The following is a 24759-nucleotide window of genomic DNA, read 5'->3' as shown; positions in this document are numbered from 1 at the left end:
GATATTGCGACCAGGTGCCGTCCAGCGCCTGCGAAAAGCCGGTGGCCGACGAGACATGCTTCCACGGAATGAAACCGAGCAGTTTGGTGCGCGGCGGCCTTGCATTGCTCTTGAAACCGGATTCCTTGCGCACCGTCGCCATCAGCACGGGAACGGGGATGCCGTATTTCTGCTGGGCGCGCTCGGCGGCCGACTGCCAGTTGTCGAACCAGCCGTCATTCTGGTCGAAGACGGCACAGACATTGTTGATGTGGCTGGGCGGCGTGGCGCAGGCCGAAAGCGCCAGCAGCACGCAAACCGCACCAATTTTACTAAAACTCGAACTACGCATTGGCGCAGCAATAGGCCGAAATCATAAAGGGAATCTTGCAGCGTCCGTTAACGCTTCGCCCAGGCAGTCGCTTGAGGGAATTTGTGTCAGTAATCCGACGTGTTTCGTCGCTTTCTCTAAAGAGATATTGCAGAAATGCCGCCGTGGCTAAAATCACGCCCGCAAACGGCGTATTTCTGACAGCTTGCCCGGTTTGCCGGGGCTTTGATGCCGGGCATGAACGAACCAAGACGCAAACGCGGCGCCGAGCGCACCAGCAACAGGGGCCCGTCGGCCATCCCGCAACTGCCGCTCAGGCGGGTGACAAATCCCTATCCGCCAATGGCCATGCTGTCGCCCGACCAGATCGAGCAGATCCATCAGGCGTCGATGCACATATTGGAGAATTTCGGCATCGAGGTGATGAGCCCGCGGGCGCTGTCGCTGTTCGAGACGGCCGGCGCCAGGGTCGATCATGCCTCAGCGAATGTCCGCATCGATCGTGGCCTGATCGAAGACGTGCTGAAGACCACGCAGTCCAGCTATGTGTTGACGCCGCGCAACCCTGCCAACGCGGTTCATCTGGGCGGCAACACCATCAATTTCACGCTGGTTGCCGGCCCGCCGAATGTGCACGACATGGAGCGCGGCCGCCGCGCCGGCAATTTGAGCGACTATGCGGACCTGACCCGGCTGGCGCAGCATTTCAACTGCATCCACATGCTGGGCAACCAGGTCTGCGCACCGGTGGAGCTGCCGGCCAATTCCCGCCATCTCGACACCTACTTCACCAATCTGACGCTGACCGACAAGAGTTTCCATGTCTCGGCGATCGGCCGGGGCAGGGCGCTTGACGGCATCGAGATGATGGCGATTTCGCGCGGGCTGACGCTCGACCAGATGCGCGACGATCCCGGCATCACCACGATCATCTCGGTCAACTCGCCGCGCCGCTTCGACGAGATGATGGCCGAAGGACTGATGACCATGGCCGAATTCGGCCAGTCGGTGGCGGTGACGCCGTTCACGCTGATGGGGGCGATGAGCCCCGTGACGCTCGCCGGCGCGCTGGCGCAGCAGAACGCCGAGGCGCTGTTCGGCGTCGTGCTGACGCAGCTTGTCCGTCCGGGCGCGCCGGTCATGTATGGCGCCTTCACCTCGAATGTCGACATGAAGTCCGGCGCGCCGGCCTTCGGCACGCCTGAGAATACCAAGGCCAATATTGCGTCGGGGCAACTGGCGCGGCGATACGGGCTGCCCTACCGCACGACACCGGGCTCGGCTTCCAACGCCGCCGATGCACAGGGCGCCTATGAGACGCTGATGGCGCTGTGGGGCGCGGTGCTCGGCCACGGCAACCTCGTCTACCACGCCGCTGGCTGGCAGGAGGGCGGGCTGACGGCGTCGTTCGAGAAGCTGATCATCGACGTCGAGATGATCCAGCACATGATGGAGTTCTTGCGCCCGATCGAGGTCAATGAGGCGGAGCTTGCCGTCGAGGCTCTGGGCGCGGTGCCGACCGGCGGCCATTTCTTCGGCGAACCGCACACGCTGGAGCGCTACGCCACCGCCTTCTACCAGCCGATGCTGTCCAACTGGCAGAATTACGAGGCCTGGCAGGAAGCCGGTGGGCTCGACGCGACGGCGCGCGCGACGCGGCTGTGGAAGAAGGCGCTGGAAGACTATGTCGAGCCGGTGATGGATATCGCCGTGCGCGAGGCGCTGGAGGCTTACATGGCCAGGCGCAAGGAAGCGATCGGGCAGGGCGAGCCGTGATCGTTCCCAGCTTGAATCCACTCACCCATCCAACTCACTGATAACAGAGCAAAACTCATGAAATCGCATGCAAAGGTCGTGGTCATTGGCGGTGGCGTCGTCGGGTGCTCCGTGCTGTTCCATCTCGCCCGCCACGGCTGGACCGATGTTGTCCTGCTGGAGCGCGACGAATTGACGTCCGGCTCGACCTGGCACGCGGCCGGCGGCATGCACACCATCAACGGCGACCCCAACGTCGCCAAGCTGCAGAAATACACGATCAACCTCTACAAGGAGATCGAGGAGCTTTCCGGCCAGGCGACCGGCGTGCATCTGACGGGTGGCGTGCTTTTGGCGGCAACCGAGGCGCGGCTGGACTGGCTGCGCGGCGTCGTCGCCAAGGGCCGTTATCTCGGCATCGAGCTCGAGGAGATCTCGCCCAACGAAGCGGCCCAGCTGATGCCGCTGCTCGATCCCAAGCAGTTCGTCGGCGCCGTCAGGAACAAGGAGGACGGCCATCTCGATCCCTCAGGCGTTACCCATGCCTATGCCAAGGCCGCGCGGAAACTTGGGGCGGAAGTGGAGCGCTTCACCAAGGTCGAGGACATCGTGCGGCGTCCTGACGGGTTGTGGCGCGTCATCACCAACAAGGGCGAGGTGGTGGCCGAGCATGTCGTCAATGCCGGCGGCCTGTGGGCGCGCGAGGTCGGCCGCATGGTTGGTCTGGAACTGCCGGTGCTTGCCATGGAGCACATGTACCTGATCACCGAGGACATGCCTGAGGTCGCCGCCTGGAACGCCAAGACCGGCACCGAGATCATCCATGCGGTCGATTTCGACGGCGAGCTTTACCTGCGCCAGGAGCGCGGCGGCATGCTGATGGGCACCTATGAGAAGGCCAACAAGCCGTGGTCCGAATACCAGACGCCATGGAATTTCGGCCATGAATTGCTGGAGCCGGACATCGACCGCATCGCGCCGTCGCTGGAGGTCGGCTTCCGCCATTTCCCCGCCTTCCAGAACACCGGCATCAAGCAGATCATCAACGGGCCTTTCACCTTTGCGCCGGACGGCAACCCGCTGGTCGGGCCGGTGCGTGGCCTGCCGGGCTTCTGGGTCGCCTGCGGTGTCATGGCCGGGTTTTCGCAAGGCGGCGGCGTCGGCCTCGCTTTGTCGAACTGGATGATCGAGGGCGATCCCGGCGCCGACATCTGGGCGATGGATGTCGCGCGCTACGGCGACTGGGCGACGATGGCCTATACCAACGCCAAGGTGCGCGAGAATTATTCCAGGCGCTTTTCGATCCGCTTCCCCAATGAGGAGCTGCCAGCCGGGCGGCCGCTGAAGACGACGCCGATCTATGATCTGCTGTCTGCTGGGGGTGCGCAATGGGGCGTTGCCTATGGGTTGGAAGTGCCGCTGTGGTACGCACCGGAAGGCGTCAAGGACGAATTCTCGTGGCGCCGCTCGAGCGACTTTACGCAGGTCGCCAAGGAGGTCGCGACGGTACGCGACAGCGTCGGCCTGTCCGAGATTTCGAGCTTCGCCAAATACAAGGCGACGGGCGAGGGAGCGTCGGCCTGGCTCGACCGGATGCTTGCCTGCAAACTGCCGAAACCCGGCCGCATGACGCTGGCGCCGATGCTGAAGCAAGACGGCAGGCTGATCGGCGACTTCACGCTGGCCAATCTCGGGGAGGACGGCTGGTTCCTCGCCGGCTCCGGCATCGCCGAGCAATACCATATGCGCTGGTTCGAGAAGCATCTGCCTGACGACGGATCGGTCCGCATCGAGGCGCTGGGCGCGAAGCTCACCGGCCTGTCGATCGCCGGCCCGAAGGCGAGGGATGTGCTGGCAAAGGCCACGCGCTCGGATGTCTCCAATGCGGCATTTTCCTTCATGGCCATTGGCCGGATGGATATCGGCATGGCGCCGTGCCTGGTCGGCCGTGTGAGCTATACCGGCGATCTCGGCTACGAGATCTGGGTGGCGCCGGAATATCAGCGCGCCGCTTATCAAGCGCTGATGGCGGCGGGCGAGGAATTCGGCATCGGCCTGTTCGGCTCGCGCGCGCTCAATGCGCTGCGGCTGGACAAGAATTACGGCTCATGGGGGCGCGAGTACCGGCCGATCTACGGGCCGCTGGAAGCGGGGCTCGACCGCTTCGTTGCTTACGGCAAGGACGCCGATTTCATCGGCAAGGCCGCGGCGCTGGCCGAGCGCAGGCAGGGCGGCAAATTGCGCCTGCGCGCCTTTATCGTCGATGCCGACGATGCCGATGTCATTGGCGACGAGCCGATCTGGTTCGATGGCGCCGTGCGCGGCTGGGTGACGTCGGGCGGCTATGCACATCATTCGAAGAAGTCCGTCGCCGTCGGCTATGTGCCGAAGGAGATCGCAGATGAGAGCGACGGCTTCGAAATCGAACTGCTGGGCAAGCGCCATACGGCACGCATGCAGGCGGTGCCGCTTTTCGACGCCAATTTCGAACGGATACGTGCCTGACTCCCGCAGAGATGCCTGCGGCTACAGCCGCGACTAGTGGCCATCACCGGGCCTTGCATCAGCAAGGCTGCGGCCCATGTCGGCAATGCTTGCGAGATCGGGAGCGTAGCTGAGACCCACAGTGCGGCCTGCCGCACACCCGGCATCTCATCTTCGGCAATAGGTCAGCTGGCATTGCCGAGGCTTCCGGTCCGTACCTGTTGCGCAACAACTCAAGATCGAGCGCTTGGGTGTAACTGCAATGGGCACAATGCATCGTGATCTTAGTGCCGCGGTCTATCAGTAATTGAAGCGTGCATCCGGCCATGAGAAACAAAAATGCCTCCCAGTCGGAAGGAGTCAACGAGATCGGACGTAGGGTTAAAACCGTACAATTGCAGGCGTGCGATCTCGCCCAGGGTCAGGCCATCAACGTGTGGCTCCAAGGGCGCGCCCGAGCGCGCATCCCTTTCAAGACGTCAGGCGCTGCGGCGGTTGTCCAGCGCGAAGGCGCCGGCGCCGGCAAACACCAGATAGAGGAAGATGAAGCAGAAAGAGATCGCCGAATCGCCGCCATTGTTGACCGGGAAGAAGTCGCGCGGCATGTGCGCCATGAAATAGGCGATCGCCATTTCGCCGGCCAGAAGGAAGGCTACGGGCCGCGTGAACAGGCCGAGCGCCAGCAGGATGCCGCCGGCGAATTCGAGGATGCCGGCGGTCATGGTCAGCCCGGAAAGGGCGTGGTGATCGGCGCTGACGGGGAAGTTGAACAGTTTCTGGCTGCCATGCTCGATGAACTGCAGCGCGGTCATGATGCGCAACACGCCGAGCGCCTGCGGCTGGTATCTGGAGAGGCTTTCGAAAAGCTTCATAATGACTCCATTTTCAATCCGCCCGGCCATAGATTATCGCCCAGGAATGACCATTCACTTCGTATGGCCTGCCGTCAACAATCGGTGATTGGGATGTTCCCAATTGCCATTAAATTTTTCTCGCCAAGGTTGCATTAATATCTCTATGGTTGTATTGATGCGTGTACAACAATCCTGAATGTGTGGGGGCCTTTGCCATGAAAAAAGTCGTCATCAGCCTTTTCGCGATCCTCGCAGGCACCAGCTTCGCCATGGCCGAGGACGCCGGCTGTGAGGCGTTCAAGTGGCCGGTGACGCGGGAGCAGACCCTGTTTGCCGCAGCACCGGCAACGCCGTCCGGAGCGGCGCTGGCGGTTGGTGCGGCTGCGGACCTGGCGCTGGTGCCGGTAGAGAAAGCCGGTTTTGCGGTAGCGCCGGAACGTGCGCCGGCATCGGACACGTTTGGCGCCGTCGCCAGCGTGGAGGTGCCATCCGAGGGAGCCATCCAGATAAGTCTCTCGGGCGAGGCCTGGATCGATGTCATCCAGGACGGCCAGGCCATCAAGTCGGCGGGTTATAGTGGCGTGAAAACATGCCCTGGCATCCGCAAGAGCGTGCGCTTCAAGCTTGCACCGGGCCCGGCCACCGTCCAGTTCAGCGGCGCGAAAAAAGCTGAGCTGAAGGTCGCGGTGCTGGCGCCGGAATGAGACGGCGCCAGGCAGGGGATAGAGGCCTTCATCGGTAGTCCGATGAAAGCCCGCGCTTTGTTTCAGCGATGTTGATCGCGGTCAGCGGACCGGCGCCATCAAGGCGAAATGCGCGCCCTGCGGGTCCTGGCATTGGACGATCCAGCTGCCGCCCGGGACCTCCATCGGCCCCATCAGGATCTTGCCGCCATTGTCGGTCACCCGTTTGGCCGCCGCATCGATGGCCGGAACATTGAAATAGAACTGCCAGACCGGGACCGGAATCTGCTCGGGCTTGTTCATGATGCCGCCGCCGGATTCGGGGCCGGCTGTAAAGGTCTGGTAAGTGCCCATCGGGCCCATGTCGAAATCGCCGGCGTCGACCCAGCCGAACTGCTCGGAATAGAAATCGAACGCGGCTTTCCAGTCGCTCGTATAAAGCTCGTGCCAGCCGATGTGGCCCGGCGTGCCGGCCGGCACGACAGGCTGGTCGGGACCGTTCGGCTGCAGGAACATGAAGGTCGCGCCTTGCGGATCGGCGACGACGGCAAAGCGGCCGACGCCCGGAATGTCGTCGGGCTGGCGGTGAACGGTGCCGCCGGCTTTCTCCAGCGATGCCGTGGCAGCGTCGGCATCCCTGGTGTGGATATAGCCAAGCCAGGCGGGCGGCATACCCATCTTAGCGGCATCCTCAGGCAAGGTCATCAGGCCGCCGACGCCACGTTCGCCGACATTCATGACGACATAGCGCGGCATGCCGGGCGCCTTGTCGAAGGGCTGCGCCGTCCAGCCGATGACTTGGGTGTAGAATGCCTCGGCGGCATCGAGATCTGATGTCATCAATTCGTACCAGAAGAAGGGCATCGGGGCTTTTGGCATTTTCCGTCTCCTCACCTTTCATACGTGATCGTCGTCCATCATAGGACGATCCTCACGACGGGAATCCGACACCGCCCGGAAAACAATGGGTGTGTGTGCCAAGCGTTCCCTGGTTGCGCACCCAGCGGTTTTCGATTTCTCTACGGCTATGAAGAGTTGTCGTTCATGCGCTTGATGTCGCTCACGCCCGAGCTTGTCGCACTGTGCCATCGGGAGGAGGCCGATCCCGGCCCGGACCCGAGCTGGACAGACATGAACGACGAGGACTTTCGAGACCTTGCCTTGCGGCTGTCCAATGAAGCCGATGAGGGACCACTATGGGTGTTCGCCTATGGGTCGCTGATCTGGAAGCCGGAATTCGAGTCGGTTGAGCAACAACTCGCCACGGCCTTTGGCTGGCACCGGTCCTTCTGCCTCGACATGGTGCGGTGGCGCGGCAGCGCCGAGCAGCCTGGATTGATGATGGCGCTCGAGCGGGGCGGACGCTGCAACGGCGTGATCTATCGCTTGCCGGAGGGCGAGAAGCCGGCGCAGATCGAAAGGCTGCTGCGGCGCGAGATCAGCGACCACGAAAGCATCGAGACGGTCCGCTGGCTGCCGGTCCATACGCCGCAAGGTAAGCTGCGCGCGCTCGGCTTCTGGGTCGGCGTGAAGGGCAGGGGAACGTCGCTGAACCAGCCGTTGGACAGAGTGGCGAGCGTGCTGGCCAGAGCCTGCGGGCATATCGGATCCGGCGCCGAATATCTCTACAACACGGTCAGCCACCTCGAGGGTTCGGCATCCATGACCGCAATCTGTGGCGACTGCAGCAGCTGGTCGCAGAGGAGGTCAAGACCATTCATGGCTGAAAGCTTGAACCCGGCCATTCGCTCGCACTGTAAAAGCAGCCTCGGCTCCGATAACATGAGTAAAAATATCATGTTAATATCCAGCCTTTTCAGAGACTTGCGCCGAAAATTGACCAATTGATAAAAAAATAAAACGTGCTAGCCTTCCCCAAAAGAAAACATGGGGGAACTGACGATGCCAGAAGGCCAATTCAGGGAAGGCATTGCGGGCGGCAGGCTCTCGGCCGACCAGTATGCGGATAATTTTTCCGACCTGCATCCGCCGCTCGATCACCACGAGGCGCTGGTCGAATCCGACCGCTGTTATTTCTGCTACGACGCGCCGTGCATGAACGCATGCCCGACCTCGATCGACATTCCGCTGTTCATCCGCCAGATCTCGACCGGCAATCCGATCGGTTCGGCCAAGACCATCTTCGACCAGAACATATTGGGCGGCATGTGCGCCCGCGTCTGCCCGACCGAAACGCTGTGCGAAGAAGTCTGCGTGCGCGAAGTGGCGGAAGGCAAGCCGGTGCAGATCGGCCGCCTGCAGCGCTATGCCACCGATGTCGCCATGAGCGAGAACAAGCAGTTTTATCCGCGCGCCGAGCCAACCGGCAAGACTGTCGCCGTGGTCGGCGCCGGGCCGGCCGGCCTTGCCGCCGCGCACCGGCTCGCCCGCCACGGCCATGACGTGACCATTCTGGAGGCGCGCGCGAAGGCCGGTGGCCTCAACGAATACGGCATCGCCGCCTACAAGAGTGTCGACGATTTCGCCCAGGCCGAAGTCGACTACGTGACCGCGATCGGCGGCATCGACATCCAGAACGGCAAGGCCCTCGGCCGCGACTATCAGCTGTCGGATCTGATCCGCAATTACGATGCGGTGTTTCTCGGCATGGGCCTTGGCGGCGTCAATGCGCTGCGTGCCGATGGCGAGGACGCCGACGGCGTCATCAACGCGGTCGAGTTCATTGCCGAGCTGCGCCAGGCCAGCGACCTTTCCGGCCTGCCGGTTGGCCGCCGCGTCGTCGTCATCGGTGGCGGCATGACGGCCATCGACGCGGCCGTGCAGTCGAAGCTGCTCGGCGCCGAGGAGGTGACGATCTGCTACCGGCGCGGCCAGGAGCACATGAATGCGTCCGAGTTCGAGCAGGATCTGGCCGCCGCCAATGGCGTCACCATCCGCCACTGGCTGCAGCCGAAGCGGGTGATCGCCGAGGGCGGCAAAGTGTCGGGCATCGAACTCGAATACACCGCCATGAATGGCGACAGGCTTGCCGGCACCGGCGAGACGCTGACGCTCGTTGCCGACCAGGTGTTCAAGGCGATCGGACAGAGTTTTGTGCCGGCAGCCCTCAACGGCAGCGGTGCATCGATCGATCTTGAAGCCGGCCGCATCAAGGTGGATGCGGAAGGGCGCACGTCGCTTGCCAGGGTCTGGGCCGGCGGCGACTGCATCTTCGGTGGCGACGACCTCACCGTCTCGGCGGTCGCGCAGGGCCGCGACGCTGCGGAGAGCATCAATCGGGCACTGACCTCGAACGGGAGGGCATGAGCATGGCTGATATCAGAAACAATTTCGTCGGCATCAAGTCGCCCAATCCGTTCTGGCTTGCCTCGGCGCCGCCGACCGACAAGGCCTACAACGTCATCCGCGCCTTCAAGGCCGGCTGGGGCGGCGTGGTGTGGAAGACGCTGGGCGAGGAAGGCCCACCGGTGGTCAACGTCAACGGCCCGCGCTATGGCGCGATCTGGGGCGCCGACCGCCGACTGCTCGGCCTCAACAACATCGAGCTGATCACCGACCGCGACCTGCAGGTCAATTTGCGCGAGATCAAGCAGGTCAAGAAGGACTGGCCCGACCGCGCCATCGTCGTCTCGCTGATGGTGCCTTGCGTCGAGGAGGCCTGGAAGGCGATCCTGCCGGTGGTCGAGGAGACCGAAGCCGACGGCATCGAGCTCAATTTCGGCTGCCCGCACGGCATGTCGGAGCGCGGTATGGGCGCGGCTGTCGGCCAGGTGCCGGAATATATCCAAATGGTGGTGCGCTGGTGCAAGCAGAACACCCGCATGCCCGTCATCACCAAGCTGACGCCCAACATCACCGATGTGCGCAAGCCCGCACGGGCGGCACATGCCGGCGGCACCGACGCGGTGTCGCTGATCAACACCATCAATTCAATCACCGGTGTCGACCTCGACAGCTTCGCGCCGCAGCCGACAATCGACGGCAAGGGCTCGCATGGCGGCTATTGCGGCCCGGCGGTGAAGCCGATCGCCATGAACATGGTGGCCGAGATCGCGCGCGATCCCGAAACCCGCGGCCTGCCGATCTCCGGCATCGGCGGCATCACCACCTGGCGTGACGCGGCCGAATTCATGGCGCTCGGCGCCGGCAATGTGCAGGTGTGCACGGCGGCGATGACCTATGGCTTCAAGATCGTGCAGGAAATGATTGCGGGCCTCGAAAACTGGATGGACGAGAAGGGGCACGCCTCGCTCAACGACATCGTCGGCCGCGCCACGCCCAATGTGACCGATTGGCAGTATCTCAACCTGAACTACGTCGCCAAGGCGCGTATCGACCAGGATGCCTGCATCAAATGCGGCCGCTGCCATATCGCCTGCGAGGACACTTCGCACCAGGCGATCACCAGCATGGTCGACGGTATCAGGCACTTCGAGGTGATCGAGGCCGAATGCGTCGGCTGCAATCTCTGCGTCAATGTCTGCCCGGTCGAGAACTGCATCATCATGGAACCGCTGGCGGCAGGCGTGACGGACCAGCGCACCGGCATGCCGGTATCGCCGGTCTATGCCAACTGGACGACACACCCGAACAATCCGATGGCCAAGGTGGCTGCGGAATAGGGACACGTCACGAGAAGAGCGCCGAGGGCGCAGCAGCGTCTCTTCTCCCCGTATAGTGACGGGGAGAAAGACGCTGGCATCGCCGATTTCGCCAACCGCCAACGTATTCCTTTTTTCGAAAGCGGACGACTCTGCATTTTCCTATTGCAGATAATAATTATCCACGATACTATGTATCCACGATAAGGAGCCGATCCAATGAAGCTGGGCGAGGGCGTTGAGGCAGCCATCCATTGCGCTGCCACGCTGGCGAGTGTGGAGGGGAACAGCACCATGCCTGGCGCTGCTCTCGCCGAGGCCTTTGGCCTGTCGCCTAGCTATCTGCTGAAGCATCTCAACATGCTGAGCGCCGCGCGCATCCTGGAATCGGTGCCCGGGCCTGCCGGTGGCTATCGGCTGGCGCGGCCGGCCGAGCGCATCACGCTGCTCGACATCGTGCTGGCCGTCGAGGGCCGCGAGCCGGCCTTCCGTTGCGGCGAGATCCGCCAGCGTGGTCCGGTGAAGCTCGATGCATCGGCCTATATCAAACCCTGCGGCATCAACGCCGCGATGCTGAAGGCCGAGCGCGCCTATCGCGCCGCGCTCGCCGAGACCAAACTGTCCGATATCGTGGCCACCTATACGGCAGAAGGCGATCCCAGGTCGCTTGCCGCGAGCTGCGCCTTCGTCGAGCGCCACCAGCGGCCGCAGAAATCCAGTTAACCCCGCAGACCCAAAATCCAAGCAGACATGAAAGGACAAGAAGATGAAACAGAGGCTGCAATTTTTCGCCAAGGCGCCGGAGATCATGAAGGCCGTGTCGGCGCTCAACAAGGCGGTGGACGAATGCGGGCTCGAGTTGAGCCTGCTGCACCTGATCAAGCTCAGGGCATCGCAGATCAATGGCTGCTCGTACTGCGTCGAGATGCACAGCCGCGAGGCGAGGCGCGACGGCGAGACCGAGCAGCGGCTCTACCTGGTTTCAGCCTGGAAGGAATCGCCGCTGTTTTCCCTGCGCGAACGCGCCGCCCTTGCCTGGACCGAGGCCGTCACCCTGATCGCCAACAATGGCGTGCCGGACGAGCTCTATGCAAAGACGCTCGAGCATTTCTCGGAAGAGGAACTGGTCAAGCTGTCCGTTGCGCTCGGCATGATCAACACCTGGAACCGGCTTTGCATTCCGTTCCAGGCCATTCACCCGATGCCGGCGGCCAAGGCCGCCTGATTGTCCAGTTATGTTGGGAGCGCCGTCGAAAGGCGGCGCTCCACTTTTCAAGGGAGCGTTTGATCCTGCCGATTTGCCTTCAACCTTGTTGTTTCTCGCTCGCCTGTTGCTCGGCGGCGCCTTCGTCTTCGCCGGCCTGCGCAACATCCAGAACGCGGCCTTCCTGACCCATATGATGGCCGCGCGCGGTGTGCCGCAGGCAAGATTGGCGCTGTGGCTCGGTATCGTGCTTCAGATCGCCGCCGGCGCGCTGGTCATCGCAGGATTGTGGACGGCACTCGCGGCCGCGGTGCTGCTGGTGTTCCTCATAGTCGCCACGCCGATGTTCCACAATTTTTGGGACCATCAGGGCCCGGATCGTGCGTCCCGCATCAATGGCTTCGTCGGCAATGTCGCCCTGAGCGGTGGCTTTCTGACCCTGATCGCGCAATCCGTTTGACGCACAGTTGCATGCCGACTGCGGCCTCTGGTGCCGACGGCTCGATCATAAAATCGGAACCAATCGAGGCGTTGACGCATTTCACACCTGCATGCCCAGCATCCAGGATGGAATATGAAAATCGCCCATGTCGCGCCGCTTTATGAATCGGTGCCGCCAAGGCTCTATGGCGGCACCGAGCGCATCGTCTCGTATCTAACCGAAGCGCTGGTCGATCTGGGCCATGAGGTGACGCTGTTCGCCAGTGGCGACAGCCAGACTTCCGCGACGCTGGTAGCCAGCCGGGAACGCGCGCTGCGCCTCGATCCGCGTCCGCTCAAGTCCGAGATCGCTGCGCATCTTTCGATGCTTGCGCAGGTGAGGGACCGGGCGTCGGAGTTCGATGTCATCCACTTCCACCTCAGCCATTTCCTGCACTTTTCCTTCTTCGAGGATCTCGCCGACCGCACGGTGACGACGCCGCATGGCAGGCTGGATTATGTGGACCTGGCGCCGGCCTATGAACGGTTTCCGCGTTTTCCCCTGATTTCCATTTCGCACAGCCAGAAGGCGGGCCTTGCCAAGGCCAATTGGCTGGCGACGATCCATCACGGGCTGCCGACCACTCTCTACGAACCGACTTTCGAGACGACGGCGGAAGAACCCTACCTTGCCTTCCTCGGCCGGTTCTCACGCGACAAGCGCCCGGACCGCGCCATCGAGATCGCCTTGCGGTCGGGGCTCAAGCTGAAGCTTGCGGCAAAGATCGGCGACGACGACCGCGCCTATTTCCACGAGGTGGTCGAACCGTTGATCGACGGCGATCGCATCGTCTATGTCGGCGAGATCGAGGAGGACCAGAAGGCGGAATTTCTCGGCAAGGCGGCCGGCCTGCTGTTCCCGATCGACTGGCCGGAGCCGTTCGGGCTCGCCGCCATCGAGGCCATGGCTTGCGGTACGCCGGTGATCGCCTGGAATTGCGGTGCGCTGTCCGAGATCATCGATCAAGGCGTCACCGGTTTCATCGCTGACACGATGGATGGCGCGGTCGCCGCGGTGCCTGATTTGCTGCAACTCGACAGGCGCAAGGTGAGGGCCGTTTTTGAAAAGCGTTTTTCCGCTCGAAGAATGGCCGGCGACTATCTGGCCGCCTATGCACGCCTGATCGGCGTGCCGACCGAGGCGAAGGCGTCTTGAGCAACGACGTGCTCGAGCCACGACAACGAAACAACAGGGATCTTTGACGAATGGCCCAACTCGATGAGCGCCAGCTCGATCCCGCGGTTGCGCTTGCATCGCTCGACGCCACCGCCCCTCGCGAGCCGCATCGGCTGTTTGCGCTCAAGCAGGGCGATTGCTTCGCGGTTGCCGACGCCTATGGCGACATACGTGGAGCCGGCGACGGTTTCTTTCGCGACGACACACGGGTTCTTTCCGAGTTCCGGCTGACCGTCGGCGGCAGGCAGACATCGCTGCTCGGCGCCTCGCTCAGCCAGGACAATGTGCTGTTCACCACCAATTTGACCAATCTGCCGATACAGAGCGCCGGCGGACGCGACATCCCGCAGGGAGCCATCCACATCGAACGCGTCAGACTGCTCTGGCAGGACAGGCTGTTCGAACGCATCACGCTTTCCAATTACAGCCGGGAACATTCGACGATCAACGTTTCCCTGCACTATTCCGCCGATTTCCGCGACATGTTCGAAGTGCGGGGGTCGACACGGCTGAAGCGCGGGCTGGCCCATGCCGCCGAAACAGACGCGACGTCGGTCCTGCTGCGCTATGACGGGCTCGATGGCCTGGCCCGCCTCTCTGCGATATCGTTCTCGCAGGCGCCGGACCAACTGACAGCCAACCGTGCCGATTTCCTGATCGCCGTGACCAAGCGCAGCAGGAAGGTGCTCTATGTCGAGGTCGGTCCCGAGGTGGCCGACAAGCCCGACCGCGACCGGTTCCGCGCCGCTGCCGCACGCGCCCGCTTTGGCATGCGGGCCAAACGTCGTCATGGCGCGACGGTGCGCAGCTCCGGCCGCGTCTTCAACGACTGGGTCGAGCGCGCCCGCGCCGACGTCGCGCTGCTGACTACCGAACTGGCGACCGGCCCCTATCCCTATGCCGGCATCCCCTGGTTCTCGACGGCGTTCGGTCGTGACGGCGTCATCTCGGCGCTGCAGATGCTGTGGCTCAATCCCGGCCTGGCGCGGGGCGTGTTGGCCTTTCTGGCCCAGCATCAGGCGACCGAGACCTCGCCGTTCAGCGATTCGCAGCCGGGCAAGATCATGCACGAGACCCGCAAAGGCGAAATGGTGGCGCTGCGGGAGCTTCCCTTCGGCCGCTACTACGGTGGCGTCGATACGACACCGCTCTACATCTATCTTGCTTGCGCCTACGCCGATCGTACCGGTGACATGGCGTTCATCGACGGCCTGTGGCCTTCGCTGTGCGCGGCGGCCGAATGGACGGAGGAGGCGGGCCAGGAGACCGGATTCGTGACTTACCAGCGAGCGGCCGAGTCCGGCCTCGCAAACCAGGGATGGAAGGACAGTTTCGATTCGGTCTTCCATGCCGATGGCCGCATTCCCAAGGGCCCGATAGCCCTGGTCGAAGTGCAGGGCTATGTCTTTGCCGCCTTCCGCGGGCTGGCCAAGCTTGCCCGCCGCCGTGGCGAGGACGACAAAGCCGATCACTGGGAGGACCGCGCCGAGGCGATGCGGGTGGCGGTGGAACGCGATTTCTGGCTTGACGATCTCGGCTTTTATGCCCTCGCGATCGACGGTGCCGGCGAGCCCTGCAAGGTGCGGACCTCGAATGCCGGGCATCTGCTCTTTGTCGGATTGCCTGAGCCGGCGCGGGCCCAGATGGTCGCCGACCAGCTGCTTTCCGCCTCCTTCCATTCCGGCTGGGGGCTGAGGACGCTTGCCGACGATGCGGTGTTCTTTAACCCGATGTCGTACCACAATGGCTCGATCTGGCCGCACGACACCGCCATATGCGGTGCCGGCCTGGCGCATTATGGCGAGCGTGAAAGCGTGGTTCGCCTGATGAGCGGCACATTCGAATCCGCGGTCCATTTCAACATGCGGCTGCCCGAACTGTTCTGCGGGTTTACACGCGCGCCGGGCGAAGCACCCATCGCCTATCCCGTCGCTTGCCTGCCGCAAGCGTGGTCGGCGGGATCCGCCTTCATGCTGATGCAGGCCTGCCTTGGCCTGGAGATCGACGGCTGGGATGGCGAAATCCGCGTCACCCGCCCGAGACTGCCGATCGGCATCGATACGCTGACACTGCGGCACCTGGGCGTCGGCGACCGGGTCGTCGATCTCACCTTCCAGCGCGTCGGTGACCGGGTCGTCGCTTTCCTTGCCGACCGCCATGAAGGGCTGGTGCCGCTCATCGTAAGGACATGATCCGAACAAAATTGCCGGAACCGATCCGAGCTTTGTGCGTTGCAAAAATAGGTCCGAACGCTGACCACGTGGTCGGCGGACCATTTCAAACGGGAACACGAACAAACGGTCGCCGACGGCCGGGGTGAGTTGACATTCAATGACAAACTACGGTGCGGACCTGCTCTGGGTTCTGATCTTCGCGAGCCTCGGTTTTTCCGCTCTTGCCGTTTTCCTCTCCATATCGCGGCACCGTCGCCGTCATCCACCCGCGGTCGCACATACGGCAGGCGAAGATGTGGCCGCGGAAGCCGCGCGCAAGGTGATACGGGAGTTCGAAAAGAATGGCCAATCGGCCGATGCCGCGCTGGTGACCTGGTCGCCCGAAACATTGCGCAAGATCCTGGCCGACGATCTGCCCGATGCGCAGGTCATCGTGGTGTCCAATCGCGAACCGTACATCCACAATGTGAAGGGCGACGGCGTCGAGTTGCTCGTCCCGGCCAGCGGACTGGTGTCGGCGCTCGAGCCCATTACCCGCGCCTGTGCCGGCACCTGGATCGCCTATGGCGGCGGAACGGCGGACCGCCTCACCGTCGACAACCACGATCGTGTGCAGGTGCCGCCTGGCAACCCGTCCTACACGCTGCGCCGAGTCTGGCTGACGGAGGAAGAGCACCAGGGCTATTATCTCGGTTTCGCCAATGAGGGCCTTTGGCCGCTTTGCCATATCGCCTTCACCCGGCCGATTTTTCGCGCCTCCGACTGGGCTGCCTATGAAGCCGTCAACCGCAAGTTTGCCGATACGGTGGTTGCCGAGGCCCGCAACGAGCGGCCGATCGTGCTGGTCCAGGACTATCATTTCGCGCTGCTGCCGCGCATGATCCGCGAGCGCCTGCCGGAGGCGATCGTCATCACTTTCTGGCATATCCCGTGGCCGAATTCGGAAGTGTACAGCATCTGTCCCTGGCGTGAACGCATCCTCGAAGGGCTGCTCGGCAGCTCGATCATCGGCTTCCACACCCAGTTTCATGCCAACAATTTCACCGAAAGCGTCGATCGCTTCCTGGAAAGCCGCATCGAGCGGGCCGATGCGGCCATCTCCTACGGCGGACGGACCACATTGGTGCACGCCTATCCGATCTCGATAGAATGGCCGGCGGACCTGCTGGCGAAACTTCCCGATGTCGACGATTGCCGCGCTCGCATGCGCGAGAGGTTCGGTCTCAAAGCGGATGTGAAGCTTGCCGTCGGAGTCGAGCGCCTCGATTACACCAAAGGCATTCTTGATCGGTTTCACGCTTTGAACGAATTGTTCAAGCGACAGCCTGAATGGATCGGAAAACTGGTCTTCCTGCAGGTCGCGGCACCCAGCCGCGGCACGCTGCCGGCCTACAAATTGCTCCATGACGAGTGCCACCGTTATGCCGAAGAGCTCAACCGGCGTTATGGCAGCGAGGGCTACAGGCCAGTGATCATGGTGGCCGAGCATCACTCGCAAGAACAGGTCTACGAGATCTATCGGGCCGCCGACATATGCATGGTCACCAGCCTGCATGACGGCATGAACCTCGTCGCCAAGGAATTCGTCGCCGCGCGCGACGACGAGCAGGGCGTTTTGATGCTCAGCACCTTCGCCGGCGCCTCGCGCGAATTGCTGGAGGCGCTGATCGTTAACCCTTACGATGCCGCCATGATGAGCGGAGCGCTGTTGCAGGCATTGACCATGGCGCCCGAAGAACAGCGCGAGCGCATGCGACCCATGCGCGAGACGATCCGCAACAACAACGTCTATCGCTGGGCCGGCAGCATGCTTCTGGATGCGGCACGTTTGCGCAAGCGCGGAGACCTCGATCGGGTAACCGGTGCCGCCGGCGACCCGCCGCCCAGCGTCGACAATGTCGTCTCCATCTTTGAGCGCAGACGGATGGCGATGTCATGAGCGATACGCTGCAGAAGATGATTGGCGAGACCCTGCAAAAGCCGCAGGCCGTCATGGAGAAACCGCAGCCTGTGCTGGCCGGCGAATGGGCATTGTTCCTCGACATCGACGGCACGTTGCTGGAACATGCCGAGCACCCGGACGCAGTCTCGGTCAGCGACGAGCTTCGCTCCTTGCTGCAAGGCCTGGACCGCAAGCTGAACGGGGCGTTGGCGTTCATCACGGGCCGGTCCGTTTCGGCCGTCGACCATCTGTTTCAGCCTTTGAAACTACGCGCCGCCGGGCTCTATGGCCTGGAACATCGGCTCCTGCCGGACGACGACGTCGAAATCGCGGACGAGCCGGCGGATATCGCAGCCCTTGCCGACGAGATCGAGGCCGAGCTCGGTCGCGGGGCCTATATCGAGCGCAAGGGACGGGTGCTGGCCATCCACACGCGCGCCGCCCCGCATCTGCTTCCGCGCGCGACGCAGCTTGTCGAGCAGGCGCTGGCCGGCCTGCCAAAGGGCTACCGGGTGGTTGCCGGCAACGCCGGCGTGGAATTGCTGCCGCTGGAGGCGGCCAAGGGTGCCGCGATCCGGCGTTTCATGGAGATTGCGCCATTCGCAGGTCGCCGCCCGGTCTTCCTGGGCGACGACACGTCGGACGAAAACGGCTTCGAAACGATCAATGATGCCGGCGGCATATCGATACGGGTCAAACCACCGGCGCAAACCACCGCGCAGTACGGGCTGGCCGGCGTTGCCGAGACGCTGGCCTGGCTGAGAGGTCAACTCTAGGTCCAGCCGACGCAACCGTGATCGCGCCTCCTGGAAAGGACAAGGAAAGGAACGGTTTCGATGGGACGCTTTGCACAATTGGTTCGAGAGATCACCCCGAACTGGCTTCACGCTCGCTCCTCCCGCCATGAGATTGCCGACGTTTCACCATCCGACGCGGACTACAGCTGGCAAGAGGCGATCGACAACAAGATGTATGGGGCGGATACATCTGACTATTCCCATGTGCCGGAAAAGCCTGTTTCGGCAAAACCGGCAGGCGACAGGCCCGCGGACGAGAACGACCGCGTTCCAAAGAAGGCCAATTAACGTCCCGTTGGAGCCCGATAGTCGCTGTTCCTATGCCGCAAATCGCAGTCCGCCATCGCAGGTCAGCACCTGGCCGGTCATGAAGCCGTTGGAGACGAGGAAGGCGATTGCGTCGGCCACGTCTTCGGCCCGACCGACGCGGCCGACCGGGGTCTTGCCGGCATAGTCGGCAAAGATCGTTTGCCTCTGCTCTTCGGCCAGAAAATCCCACCAGGGCGTGTCGATGACGCCCGGCGCCACGACATTGACGCGCAGCGGCTTCAGTTCCAGGGCCAGGATCGGCACCACAGTCAACAGCATGCCGTTGATGGCGGCGATACCGGCGACGCCGGGCGTCGCGAGCTGCGCCGACACGGCCGAGATGAAGGTCACCGATCCGGCCTTGTTGAGTGTCGGCAAGGCGGCCTGCAGGCAGGACAGCTGCGGGCGGACCTTTTCCTCGACGCCGCAGCCGATGTCGCTCAGGTCAAGCGTCGGGAAGGGGCCAAGGCCCTTGCCGCCGCTGGCCGCCAGCACCAGATGGTCGAAAGGTCCGAGGCTCTCGAAGAACTGGCGGACCTCATCCGGCTTCGCGGCGTCGAACGCAACCTTCCCGGCAGCGCTGCCAAGGCTTTTCCAAGCGCTCTTCAGTTTGTCCTCGTTGCGCCCGGTGATGGTCACCTTCATGCCCGGGCCAAGCAGTTTTCGCGCCGTCGCCAGGCCGATGCCGGACGAGCCGCCGATGATGACGGTGTGTTCGATTGTCTTGGTCATGAATGGTCTTCCTTCGATGTGGGGGAGGCCGTGCCGATGAGATCAAGGCTCAAGGCTCGCAGACGTTGCCTTGCCTTGGCGTCATAGGCCTGGGTATCGGCACGGGATTCCCGCAGGCCGTCGAAATAGAGGCCGCTTTTCCCGTCGAGCGCGGGTGAGGCGGCGAGGTTGAGGATGGCCTCGGCACCGGTCTCGACCGAGCTCCACGGCGTCACGCCTGCTTGCCAGACCATGGTGGTGTTCATATAGCTCGCCGGATGCAGCGCGTTGACGGTGACGCCGGTGCCTTTCAGCTGCTCCGCAAGGTCGACGGTGAACAGGATCTGCGCCAGCTTGCTCTGGCAATAGGCACGCACGCCGTCATAGGAGCGGGTCAGCATGACATCGCTGAAATCGATCGCCTGCTGCCCCGCCGAGGCGACATTGACGATGCGGGCCGGCGCACTCGCCTTCAGCAACGGCAGAAGCTCCGATGTCAGTAGGAAACCGGCGAGGTAGTTGACCGCGAAGCGCAGTTCGTAGCCGTCGGCGCTGACCTGCCTTTTGGCACCTTGGCCCGCTGTGCCGATTCCGGCATTGTTGACGAGGATGTCGAGCCGATCCGTCCGGGCGCGCACGGCTCCGGCAAGCCGGCGCACTTCGGCCAGCGACGAGAGGTCGGCGACCAGAAGCTCCGCCCTGCCGCCGGCCGCTTCGATCTCGGTGACAACGGCCTTGCCGCGCGTTGCATCGCGGCCATGCACCAGCACACGGGCGCCCGCGGCGCCGAGCCGTTGCGCGACGACGCGGCCGACGCCATCGGTCGAGCCGGTGATGAGGATTGTCTTGTCTTTGAGTTCCATGTTCAGAGCCTCCGTTCTGTTGCTCTGAACCGAAGATGGGACAGTTGGCGCGGGCCAAACAGTTCAAACTTTATCCTGGTATCAATACTGCTATACTGGGCGCATGGAGTTCCAACCCCACGCGGCCCCAAACCACTCCGCTGAAGACAGCCGCCGGCGCGAACTCGGCGCCTTCCTGCGCTCGCGCCGCGAAAGGCTGACGCCCTCGGCCACCGGCATCGCCACCGGTCTCAGGCGGCGTACGCCGGGCTTGCGCCGCGAGGAGGTGGCGATGATCGCCGGTGTCGGCACCACCTGGTACACATGGCTGGAGCAGGGGCGGGAGGTCAGGCCCTCGGTCGAGGTGCTGACGGCACTTGCCGAAGCTCTGCGCCTCGACGCCGCCGAAAAACAGCATCTGTTCATCCTCGCCGACCGCCAGCAGCCGGAGCGCCGTGCCGTGGCGCCGGAAAAAGTCGACGGCCCCTTGCTGCACATGCTGCAGAGCCTGGTGCTGCAGCCGGCCTATGTTGTCGGGCGGCGCTGGGATGTGCTGGCCTGGAACCCGGCTGCCGTCGCGGTGTTCGGCGACTATGGCTTGCTGGAGGGGGACGCCCGCAACATCGTCCACATGGTGTTCACGAGCCCGCACCACCGGCGCCTGCTGGTCGACTGGGAGCAACTGGCGCGCACCGTGCTGGCCTCGTTCCGGGCGGCGAGTGCGCGCTATGTCGGCGATCCGGATTTCGAGCGGCTGATCGAGTTGATGACGGGTTCGAGCCCCGAATTTCGCACCTGGTGGCCGCAGCGCGACGTCGCGCACCGGTTGTCGGGGGTGAAACATGTCCGGCACCCGAGCGCGGGCGCCATGACCTTCGAGCATATGAGCCTGTCGATCGGCGACGGCTCGGACATGAAGCTGATCGTCTACACGCCGCTCGCCGAGCAGAATTCGATCGCCAAGCTGCAGACGTTGCTGGACGCGCTGCCGGCCGAGCGGCGCAGCGCCTGAAGCGTCAGGTCTTCGGCTTCAGCCCATCCAAGAACAATTGTTCGAGAAACCTTGCCGCATCCTCGAAGCGGCCGTCGCCGCCGCGGTTCGGCCCGAGCACGGCCCGGACCTGGACGTCGAAATCGGCGTAGTGCTGCGTCGTCGCCCAGATCGAGAAGATCAGGTGCCACGGATCGGTCTTGGCGATCTTGCCGGCGCGCATCCAGCCCTTGATGACGGTCGCCTTCTCGTCGACCAGCGTTTTCAGTTCGCCCGCCAGCAGCGGCATGATGCGCGGCGCGCCTTGCAGGATCTCGTTGGCGAACAGCCGGCTCTCGCGCGGAAAGTCGCGTGCCATCTCCAGCTTGCGCCTGATGTAGCTGCGCAGTTCGGTCAGGGGATCGCCAATGTCGTCGAGTTCGCGCAGTGGCGCCAACCAGGTGTCGAGCAGGCGCTGCATCAGCGTCTCGTGGATGTCTTCCTTGCGGCGGAAATAATAGAGCAGGTTCGGCTTCGACATGCCGGCGGCTTCGGCGATCTGGTCAATGGTCGAGCCACGAAAACCGTTGGTCGAGAAAACCTCGAGCGCCGCCTCCAGGATGAGTTCGCGCTTTTCCTGCTGGATGCGGGTGCGACGAGGGGCGTCCGTGGTCACCGTTGCCAGCCCTCGCGTTGAGGGTCATCTGGACCAATTCTCTGGACCAGTTTTTCCCTAGCCTGTGGAACGCACTTCAGGTGCCGCATTTCCGCTAGTAATCCCTTGACCGCCGACAGGGCGGTGCTAACGTTTGTCCAATCGGTCAAAAATTTGCGTAGCATGAAAACGCGGCAAAGACCAAGCGTTGGGCGCACCGAAACAGATTACAAGGGGAAGTCCTGGTCATGTCCAACCGGCTGAAAGTCACGCCGAACGATCTCAGCGCATTCTGGATGCCGTTCACGGCAAACCGGCAGTTCAAGCAGGCGCCGCGCATGATGGTGTCCGCCAAGGACATGCATTACACGACCAGCGACGGCCGCAAGGTTCTCGACGGCACCGCCGGCCTGTGGTGCGTCAATGCCGGCCACTGCCGTCCCAAGATCACCGAGGCGATCCAGCAGCAGGCCGCCGAGCTCGACTATGCGCCCGCCTTCCAGATGGGCCACCCGATCGTGTTCGAACTGGCCAACCGCCTGGTCGACCTCGCGCCCAAGGGCATGGACCATGTCTTCTTCACCAATTCCGGCTCGGAATCGGTCGAGACCGCGCTCAAGATGGCCATCGCCTATCATCGTGTGAAGGGCGAGGGCTCGCGCACCCGGCTGATCGGCCGCGAGCGCGGCTATCACGGCGTCAATTTCGGCGGCATCTCGGTCGGCGGCATTGTCACCAACCGCAAGATGTTCGGCACGCTGCTCGGCGGCGTCGACCATATGCCGCACACGCATCTGCCGGAAAAGAACGCCTTCACCAAGGGCGTACCGGAGTATGGCGCGGAACTTGCCAACGAACTGGAGCGCATCGTCGCCCTGCATGACGCTTCGACCATCGCCGCTGTCATCGTCGAACCGGTCGCAGGCTCCACCGGCGTCATCCTGCCGCCGAAGGGCTATCTCGAGAAGCTGCGTGAAATCTGCACCAAGCACGGCATCCTGTTGATCTTCGACGAGGTCATCACCGGTTTCGGCCGTCTCGGCACGCCTTTCGCCGCCGATTATTTCGGTGTGACGCCCGACATCATGACCACCGCCAAGGGCGTCTCCAACGGCGTCATCCCGATGGGCGCGGTGTTCGTCAAGAAGGAGATCCACGACGCCTTCATGACCGGCCCCGAGCACATGATCGAGTTCTTCCACGGCTACACCTATTCGGGCAACCCGATTGCCTGCGCGGCCGCACTCGGCACGCTTGACACCTACAAGGAAGAGGGCCTGCTAACCCGCGGCGAGGAGCTGGCGCCGTACTGGGAAGACGCGCTGCATTCGCTGAAGGGCGAGCCGAACGTCATCGATATCAGGAACATCGGCCTGATCGGTGCGATCGAGCTGGCGCCGATCGCCGGCCAGCCGACCAAGCGGGCCTTCTCGGCCTTCGTCAAGGCGTTCGAGCGCGGCGCGCTGATCCGCACCACCGGCGACATCATCGCGCTGTCGCCGCCGCTGATCATCACCAAGGGCCAGATCAACGAATTGATCGACCATGTGCGCGAAGTGCTGAGGTCGATAGATTGAAGAACTGGGCGCGGATATCCCTCCCCCTCGAGGGGAGGGTGGCCGCGAAGCGGTCGGGTGGGGTCGGTGCGGCAGTGCGCCGACCTGATCTTTTGCTGCGAGGTCCCTGCTGATGCCCCGTACCCGCGTGAGCTTCGAAATGCGCCAGAAGGCGCGCGCGCTTCGAGTTCACGCGACCAAGGGCGAATCCCTTCTGTGGTATGAACTGCGCGAGCTGAAATCGGGTGGCATCAAGTTCCGCCGCCAGTGCCCGATTGGGCCTTATATCGTCGACTTCGCTTGCCTCGCGGTGAAGCTGATCGTCGAGGTCGATGGTGATCTGCACGAACACGAGAAGGGCAAGCGGCACGATGCCGTTCGCGATGCCTATTTGCGCTCGCTCGGGTTTGACGTCTTTCGCGTTGACGAGCCCGATGTCATAAACAGCGCGTGGCATGTCGCGCAGATGGTCAAGGGGAAGGTTGAGCATATGTCAGCCGACCCCACCCGACCGCTTCGCGGCCACCCTCCCCTCGAGGGGGAGGGGGACGCCGGCGCCCCGCAATCGATGAGGTTTTAGAGCATGGCCGCACCCGGCGAGAATCTGCGAATCAATTCAGATCGTTTGTGGGATTCCATCATGGAGATGGCGAAGATTGGCCCCGGCATCGCCGGCGGCAACAATCGCCAGACCGTGACCGACGAAGACGGCGAAGGGCGGCATCTGTTCAAGCGCTGGTGCGATGCGGCCGGGCTCGAAATGGGCGTCGATGAAATGGGCACGATGTTTGCCCGCCGCGAAGGCACCGATCCCAGCCTGCCGCCGGTCTATGTCGGCAGCCATCTCGATACGCAGCCGACCGGCGGCAAGTACGACGGCGTGCTCGGCGTGCTGGGCGGGCTTGAAGTGGTGCGCTCGCTCAACGATCTCGGCATCAAGACCAAACATCCGATCGTCGTCACCAACTGGACGAACGAGGAGGGCTCGCGCTTTGCGCCGGCTATGATGGCGTCCGGCGTGTTCGCCGGCGTGCTCGACCAGGCCGATGTGTACGGGCATGTCGACAAGCAGGGCAAGAAATTCGGTGAGGAGCTCGAGCGCATCGGCTGGAAAGGCAGCGAGAAGGTCGGCGATCGCAAGATCCACGCCTTCTTCGAACTGCATATCGAACAGGGTCCGATCCTCGAGGACGAAGATATCGACATCGGTGTCGTCACCCATGGCCAGGGCCTTAAATGGCTGCAAGTGACGCTGACAGGCAAGGAAGCCCACACCGGCTCGACGCCGATGCCC

At 63.2% G+C, this 24759-nt stretch carries 22 protein-coding genes and 2 pseudogenes; 18 read left to right on the top strand and 6 right to left on the bottom strand.

Going from position 1 to position 24759, the window contains the following annotated elements; all coding sequences use genetic code 11:
• Positions 1-331 (bottom strand): annotated as a pseudogene (locus tag EOB59_RS36690) (hypothetical protein); the annotation flags it as partial.
• Positions 332-547: 216 nt separating this feature from the next.
• On the opposite strand from EOB59_RS36690, the gene EOB59_RS25730 reads away from it, so the two are divergent.
• Both EOB59_RS25730 and EOB59_RS25725 read left to right on the top strand, forming a co-directional pair.
• Positions 548-2086 carry a trimethylamine methyltransferase family protein gene (locus EOB59_RS25730; RefSeq protein ID WP_164895745.1) on the top strand — a complete coding sequence of 513 codons (1539 nt, stop codon included), beginning with the start codon at positions 548-550 and terminating at the stop codon, positions 2084-2086.
• A 57-nt stretch (positions 2087-2143) separates the two neighbouring features.
• Positions 2144-4570 carry an FAD-dependent oxidoreductase gene (locus EOB59_RS25725; protein WP_127809954.1) on the top strand — a complete coding sequence of 809 codons (2427 nt, stop codon included), beginning with the start codon at positions 2144-2146 and terminating at the stop codon, positions 4568-4570.
• A 458-nt stretch (positions 4571-5028) separates the two neighbouring features.
• Here the strand turns inward: EOB59_RS25725 and EOB59_RS25720 are convergent, their stop codons facing one another.
• Positions 5029-5421, bottom strand: a complete 393-nt coding sequence (locus EOB59_RS25720; RefSeq protein WP_128289523.1) for a DoxX family protein — start codon at positions 5419-5421, stop codon at positions 5029-5031.
• Between the two features lie 197 nt (positions 5422-5618).
• On the opposite strand from EOB59_RS25720, the gene EOB59_RS25715 reads away from it, so the two are divergent.
• Positions 5619-6107 (top strand): hypothetical protein, encoded by a 489-nt coding sequence (locus EOB59_RS25715; RefSeq protein WP_127399239.1) that lies wholly within the window; start codon positions 5619-5621, stop codon positions 6105-6107.
• Positions 6108-6188: 81 nt separating this feature from the next.
• Here EOB59_RS25715 and EOB59_RS25710 read toward each other — a convergent pair whose 3' ends face one another.
• Positions 6189-6965, bottom strand: coding sequence for a VOC family protein (locus EOB59_RS25710; protein ID WP_127809955.1), 777 nt, complete (start codon positions 6963-6965; stop codon positions 6189-6191).
• Between the two features lie 165 nt (positions 6966-7130).
• Between EOB59_RS25710 and EOB59_RS25705 the strand changes: the two are divergent.
• The 11 genes and pseudogenes from EOB59_RS25705 to EOB59_RS25655 all read left to right on the top strand — a co-directional run bounded on the left by EOB59_RS25705 (position 7131) and on the right by EOB59_RS25655 (position 18710).
• Positions 7131-7813, top strand: a pseudogene (locus EOB59_RS25705) (gamma-glutamylcyclotransferase).
• Between the two features lie 175 nt (positions 7814-7988).
• A complete protein-coding gene (locus EOB59_RS25700; RefSeq protein WP_127272618.1) occupies positions 7989-9353 on the top strand; it encodes an NAD(P)-dependent oxidoreductase in 1365 nt (454 codons plus the stop codon).
• Between the two features lie 2 nt (positions 9354-9355).
• On the top strand, positions 9356-10669 hold the full coding sequence (gene preA / locus EOB59_RS25695; protein WP_128289522.1) for an NAD-dependent dihydropyrimidine dehydrogenase subunit PreA: 1314 nt from the start codon (positions 9356-9358) through the stop codon (positions 10667-10669).
• A gap of 198 nt (positions 10670-10867) precedes the next feature.
• Positions 10868-11371: an Rrf2 family transcriptional regulator gene (locus EOB59_RS25690; protein ID WP_128289521.1), complete on the top strand. Its 504-nt coding sequence runs from the start codon at positions 10868-10870 to the stop codon at positions 11369-11371.
• Between the two features lie 43 nt (positions 11372-11414).
• Positions 11415-11873 (top strand): carboxymuconolactone decarboxylase family protein, encoded by a 459-nt coding sequence (locus tag EOB59_RS25685; protein WP_128289520.1) that lies wholly within the window; start codon positions 11415-11417, stop codon positions 11871-11873.
• A gap of 10 nt (positions 11874-11883) precedes the next feature.
• The gene (locus tag EOB59_RS25680) at positions 11884-12312 is read left to right on the top strand and encodes a DoxX family protein (protein WP_128289519.1); all 429 of its coding nucleotides are present in this window, start codon (positions 11884-11886) and stop codon (positions 12310-12312) included.
• 114 nt (positions 12313-12426) lie between these two features.
• Positions 12427-13488 (top strand): glycosyltransferase family 4 protein, encoded by a 1062-nt coding sequence (locus EOB59_RS25675; RefSeq protein ID WP_127396585.1) that lies wholly within the window; start codon positions 12427-12429, stop codon positions 13486-13488.
• 50 nt (positions 13489-13538) lie between these two features.
• On the top strand, positions 13539-15701 hold the full coding sequence (locus EOB59_RS25670; RefSeq protein WP_128289518.1) for an amylo-alpha-1,6-glucosidase: 2163 nt from the start codon (positions 13539-13541) through the stop codon (positions 15699-15701).
• 139 nt (positions 15702-15840) lie between these two features.
• The gene (locus tag EOB59_RS25665) at positions 15841-17622 is read left to right on the top strand and encodes a trehalose-6-phosphate synthase (protein WP_127382850.1); all 1782 of its coding nucleotides are present in this window, start codon (positions 15841-15843) and stop codon (positions 17620-17622) included.
• A complete protein-coding gene (otsB, locus tag EOB59_RS25660; RefSeq protein ID WP_127809959.1) occupies positions 17619-18401 on the top strand; it encodes a trehalose-phosphatase in 783 nt (260 codons plus the stop codon). Before EOB59_RS25665 ends, otsB begins: the two co-directional genes overlap by 4 nt.
• A gap of 60 nt (positions 18402-18461) precedes the next feature.
• Positions 18462-18710, top strand: a complete 249-nt coding sequence (locus EOB59_RS25655; protein ID WP_127269146.1) for a hypothetical protein — start codon at positions 18462-18464, stop codon at positions 18708-18710.
• Positions 18711-18740: 30 nt separating this feature from the next.
• Here the strand turns inward: EOB59_RS25655 and EOB59_RS25650 are convergent, their stop codons facing one another.
• Positions 18741-19463: an SDR family oxidoreductase gene (locus EOB59_RS25650; protein WP_127397912.1), complete on the bottom strand. Its 723-nt coding sequence runs from the start codon at positions 19461-19463 to the stop codon at positions 18741-18743.
• Positions 19460-20305: an SDR family NAD(P)-dependent oxidoreductase gene (locus EOB59_RS25645; RefSeq protein ID WP_128289517.1), complete on the bottom strand. Its 846-nt coding sequence runs from the start codon at positions 20303-20305 to the stop codon at positions 19460-19462. Before EOB59_RS25645 ends, EOB59_RS25650 begins: the two co-directional genes overlap by 4 nt.
• A gap of 103 nt (positions 20306-20408) precedes the next feature.
• Here EOB59_RS25645 and EOB59_RS25640 point away from each other — a divergent pair, with 103 nt between their 5' ends.
• Complete coding sequence (locus EOB59_RS25640; RefSeq protein ID WP_128289516.1) at positions 20409-21296, top strand: helix-turn-helix transcriptional regulator; 888 nt, start codon at positions 20409-20411, stop codon at positions 21294-21296.
• Between the two features lie 4 nt (positions 21297-21300).
• Here the strand turns inward: EOB59_RS25640 and EOB59_RS25635 are convergent, their stop codons facing one another.
• Complete coding sequence (locus EOB59_RS25635; RefSeq protein WP_127331170.1) at positions 21301-21930, bottom strand: TetR family transcriptional regulator C-terminal domain-containing protein; 630 nt, start codon at positions 21928-21930, stop codon at positions 21301-21303.
• Between the two features lie 227 nt (positions 21931-22157).
• On the opposite strand from EOB59_RS25635, the gene EOB59_RS25630 reads away from it, so the two are divergent.
• The 3 genes from EOB59_RS25630 to EOB59_RS25615 all read left to right on the top strand — a co-directional run.
• The gene (locus tag EOB59_RS25630; protein ID WP_128289515.1) at positions 22158-23486 is read left to right on the top strand and encodes an aspartate aminotransferase family protein; all 1329 of its coding nucleotides are present in this window, start codon (positions 22158-22160) and stop codon (positions 23484-23486) included.
• Between the two features lie 112 nt (positions 23487-23598).
• Complete coding sequence (locus tag EOB59_RS25620; RefSeq protein WP_128289513.1) at positions 23599-24045, top strand: endonuclease domain-containing protein; 447 nt, start codon at positions 23599-23601, stop codon at positions 24043-24045.
• A gap of 3 nt (positions 24046-24048) precedes the next feature.
• Positions 24049-24759 (top strand): hydantoinase/carbamoylase family amidase (locus EOB59_RS25615; protein WP_128289512.1); only part of this gene is annotated, 711 nt, incomplete at its 3' end.

The sequence above is a fragment of the Mesorhizobium sp. M7A.F.Ca.MR.176.00.0.0 genome (assembly GCF_004023165.1).
Classification (GTDB): Bacteria; Pseudomonadota; Alphaproteobacteria; order Rhizobiales; family Rhizobiaceae; genus Mesorhizobium.
This window is presented reverse-complemented; position numbering and strand designations above follow the sequence as displayed.

Coding starts and splice junctions, on each gene's coding strand:
- EOB59_RS25730 (WP_164895745.1), top strand. CDS start 548: ATGAACGAACCAAGACGCAAACGCGGCGCCGAGCGCACCAGCAACAGG.
- EOB59_RS25725 (WP_127809954.1), top strand. CDS start 2,144: ATGAAATCGCATGCAAAGGTCGTGGTCATTGGCGGTGGCGTCGTCGGG.
- EOB59_RS25720 (WP_128289523.1), bottom strand. CDS start 5,421: ATGAAGCTTTTCGAAAGCCTCTCCAGATACCAGCCGCAGGCGCTCGGC.
- EOB59_RS25715 (WP_127399239.1), top strand. CDS start 5,619: ATGAAAAAAGTCGTCATCAGCCTTTTCGCGATCCTCGCAGGCACCAGC.
- EOB59_RS25710 (WP_127809955.1), bottom strand. CDS start 6,965: ATGCCAAAAGCCCCGATGCCCTTCTTCTGGTACGAATTGATGACATCA.
- EOB59_RS25700 (WP_127272618.1), top strand. CDS start 7,989: ATGCCAGAAGGCCAATTCAGGGAAGGCATTGCGGGCGGCAGGCTCTCG.
- preA (WP_128289522.1), top strand. CDS start 9,356: ATGGCTGATATCAGAAACAATTTCGTCGGCATCAAGTCGCCCAATCCG.
- EOB59_RS25690 (WP_128289521.1), top strand. CDS start 10,868: ATGAAGCTGGGCGAGGGCGTTGAGGCAGCCATCCATTGCGCTGCCACG.
- EOB59_RS25685 (WP_128289520.1), top strand. CDS start 11,415: ATGAAACAGAGGCTGCAATTTTTCGCCAAGGCGCCGGAGATCATGAAG.
- EOB59_RS25680 (WP_128289519.1), top strand. CDS start 11,884: ATGTTGGGAGCGCCGTCGAAAGGCGGCGCTCCACTTTTCAAGGGAGCG.
- EOB59_RS25675 (WP_127396585.1), top strand. CDS start 12,427: ATGAAAATCGCCCATGTCGCGCCGCTTTATGAATCGGTGCCGCCAAGG.
- EOB59_RS25670 (WP_128289518.1), top strand. CDS start 13,539: ATGGCCCAACTCGATGAGCGCCAGCTCGATCCCGCGGTTGCGCTTGCA.
- EOB59_RS25665 (WP_127382850.1), top strand. CDS start 15,841: ATGACAAACTACGGTGCGGACCTGCTCTGGGTTCTGATCTTCGCGAGC.
- otsB (WP_127809959.1), top strand. CDS start 17,619: ATGAGCGATACGCTGCAGAAGATGATTGGCGAGACCCTGCAAAAGCCG.
- EOB59_RS25655 (WP_127269146.1), top strand. CDS start 18,462: ATGGGACGCTTTGCACAATTGGTTCGAGAGATCACCCCGAACTGGCTT.
- EOB59_RS25650 (WP_127397912.1), bottom strand. CDS start 19,463: ATGACCAAGACAATCGAACACACCGTCATCATCGGCGGCTCGTCCGGC.
- EOB59_RS25645 (WP_128289517.1), bottom strand. CDS start 20,305: ATGGAACTCAAAGACAAGACAATCCTCATCACCGGCTCGACCGATGGC.
- EOB59_RS25640 (WP_128289516.1), top strand. CDS start 20,409: ATGGAGTTCCAACCCCACGCGGCCCCAAACCACTCCGCTGAAGACAGC.
- EOB59_RS25630 (WP_128289515.1), top strand. CDS start 22,158: ATGTCCAACCGGCTGAAAGTCACGCCGAACGATCTCAGCGCATTCTGG.
- EOB59_RS25620 (WP_128289513.1), top strand. CDS start 23,599: ATGCCCCGTACCCGCGTGAGCTTCGAAATGCGCCAGAAGGCGCGCGCG.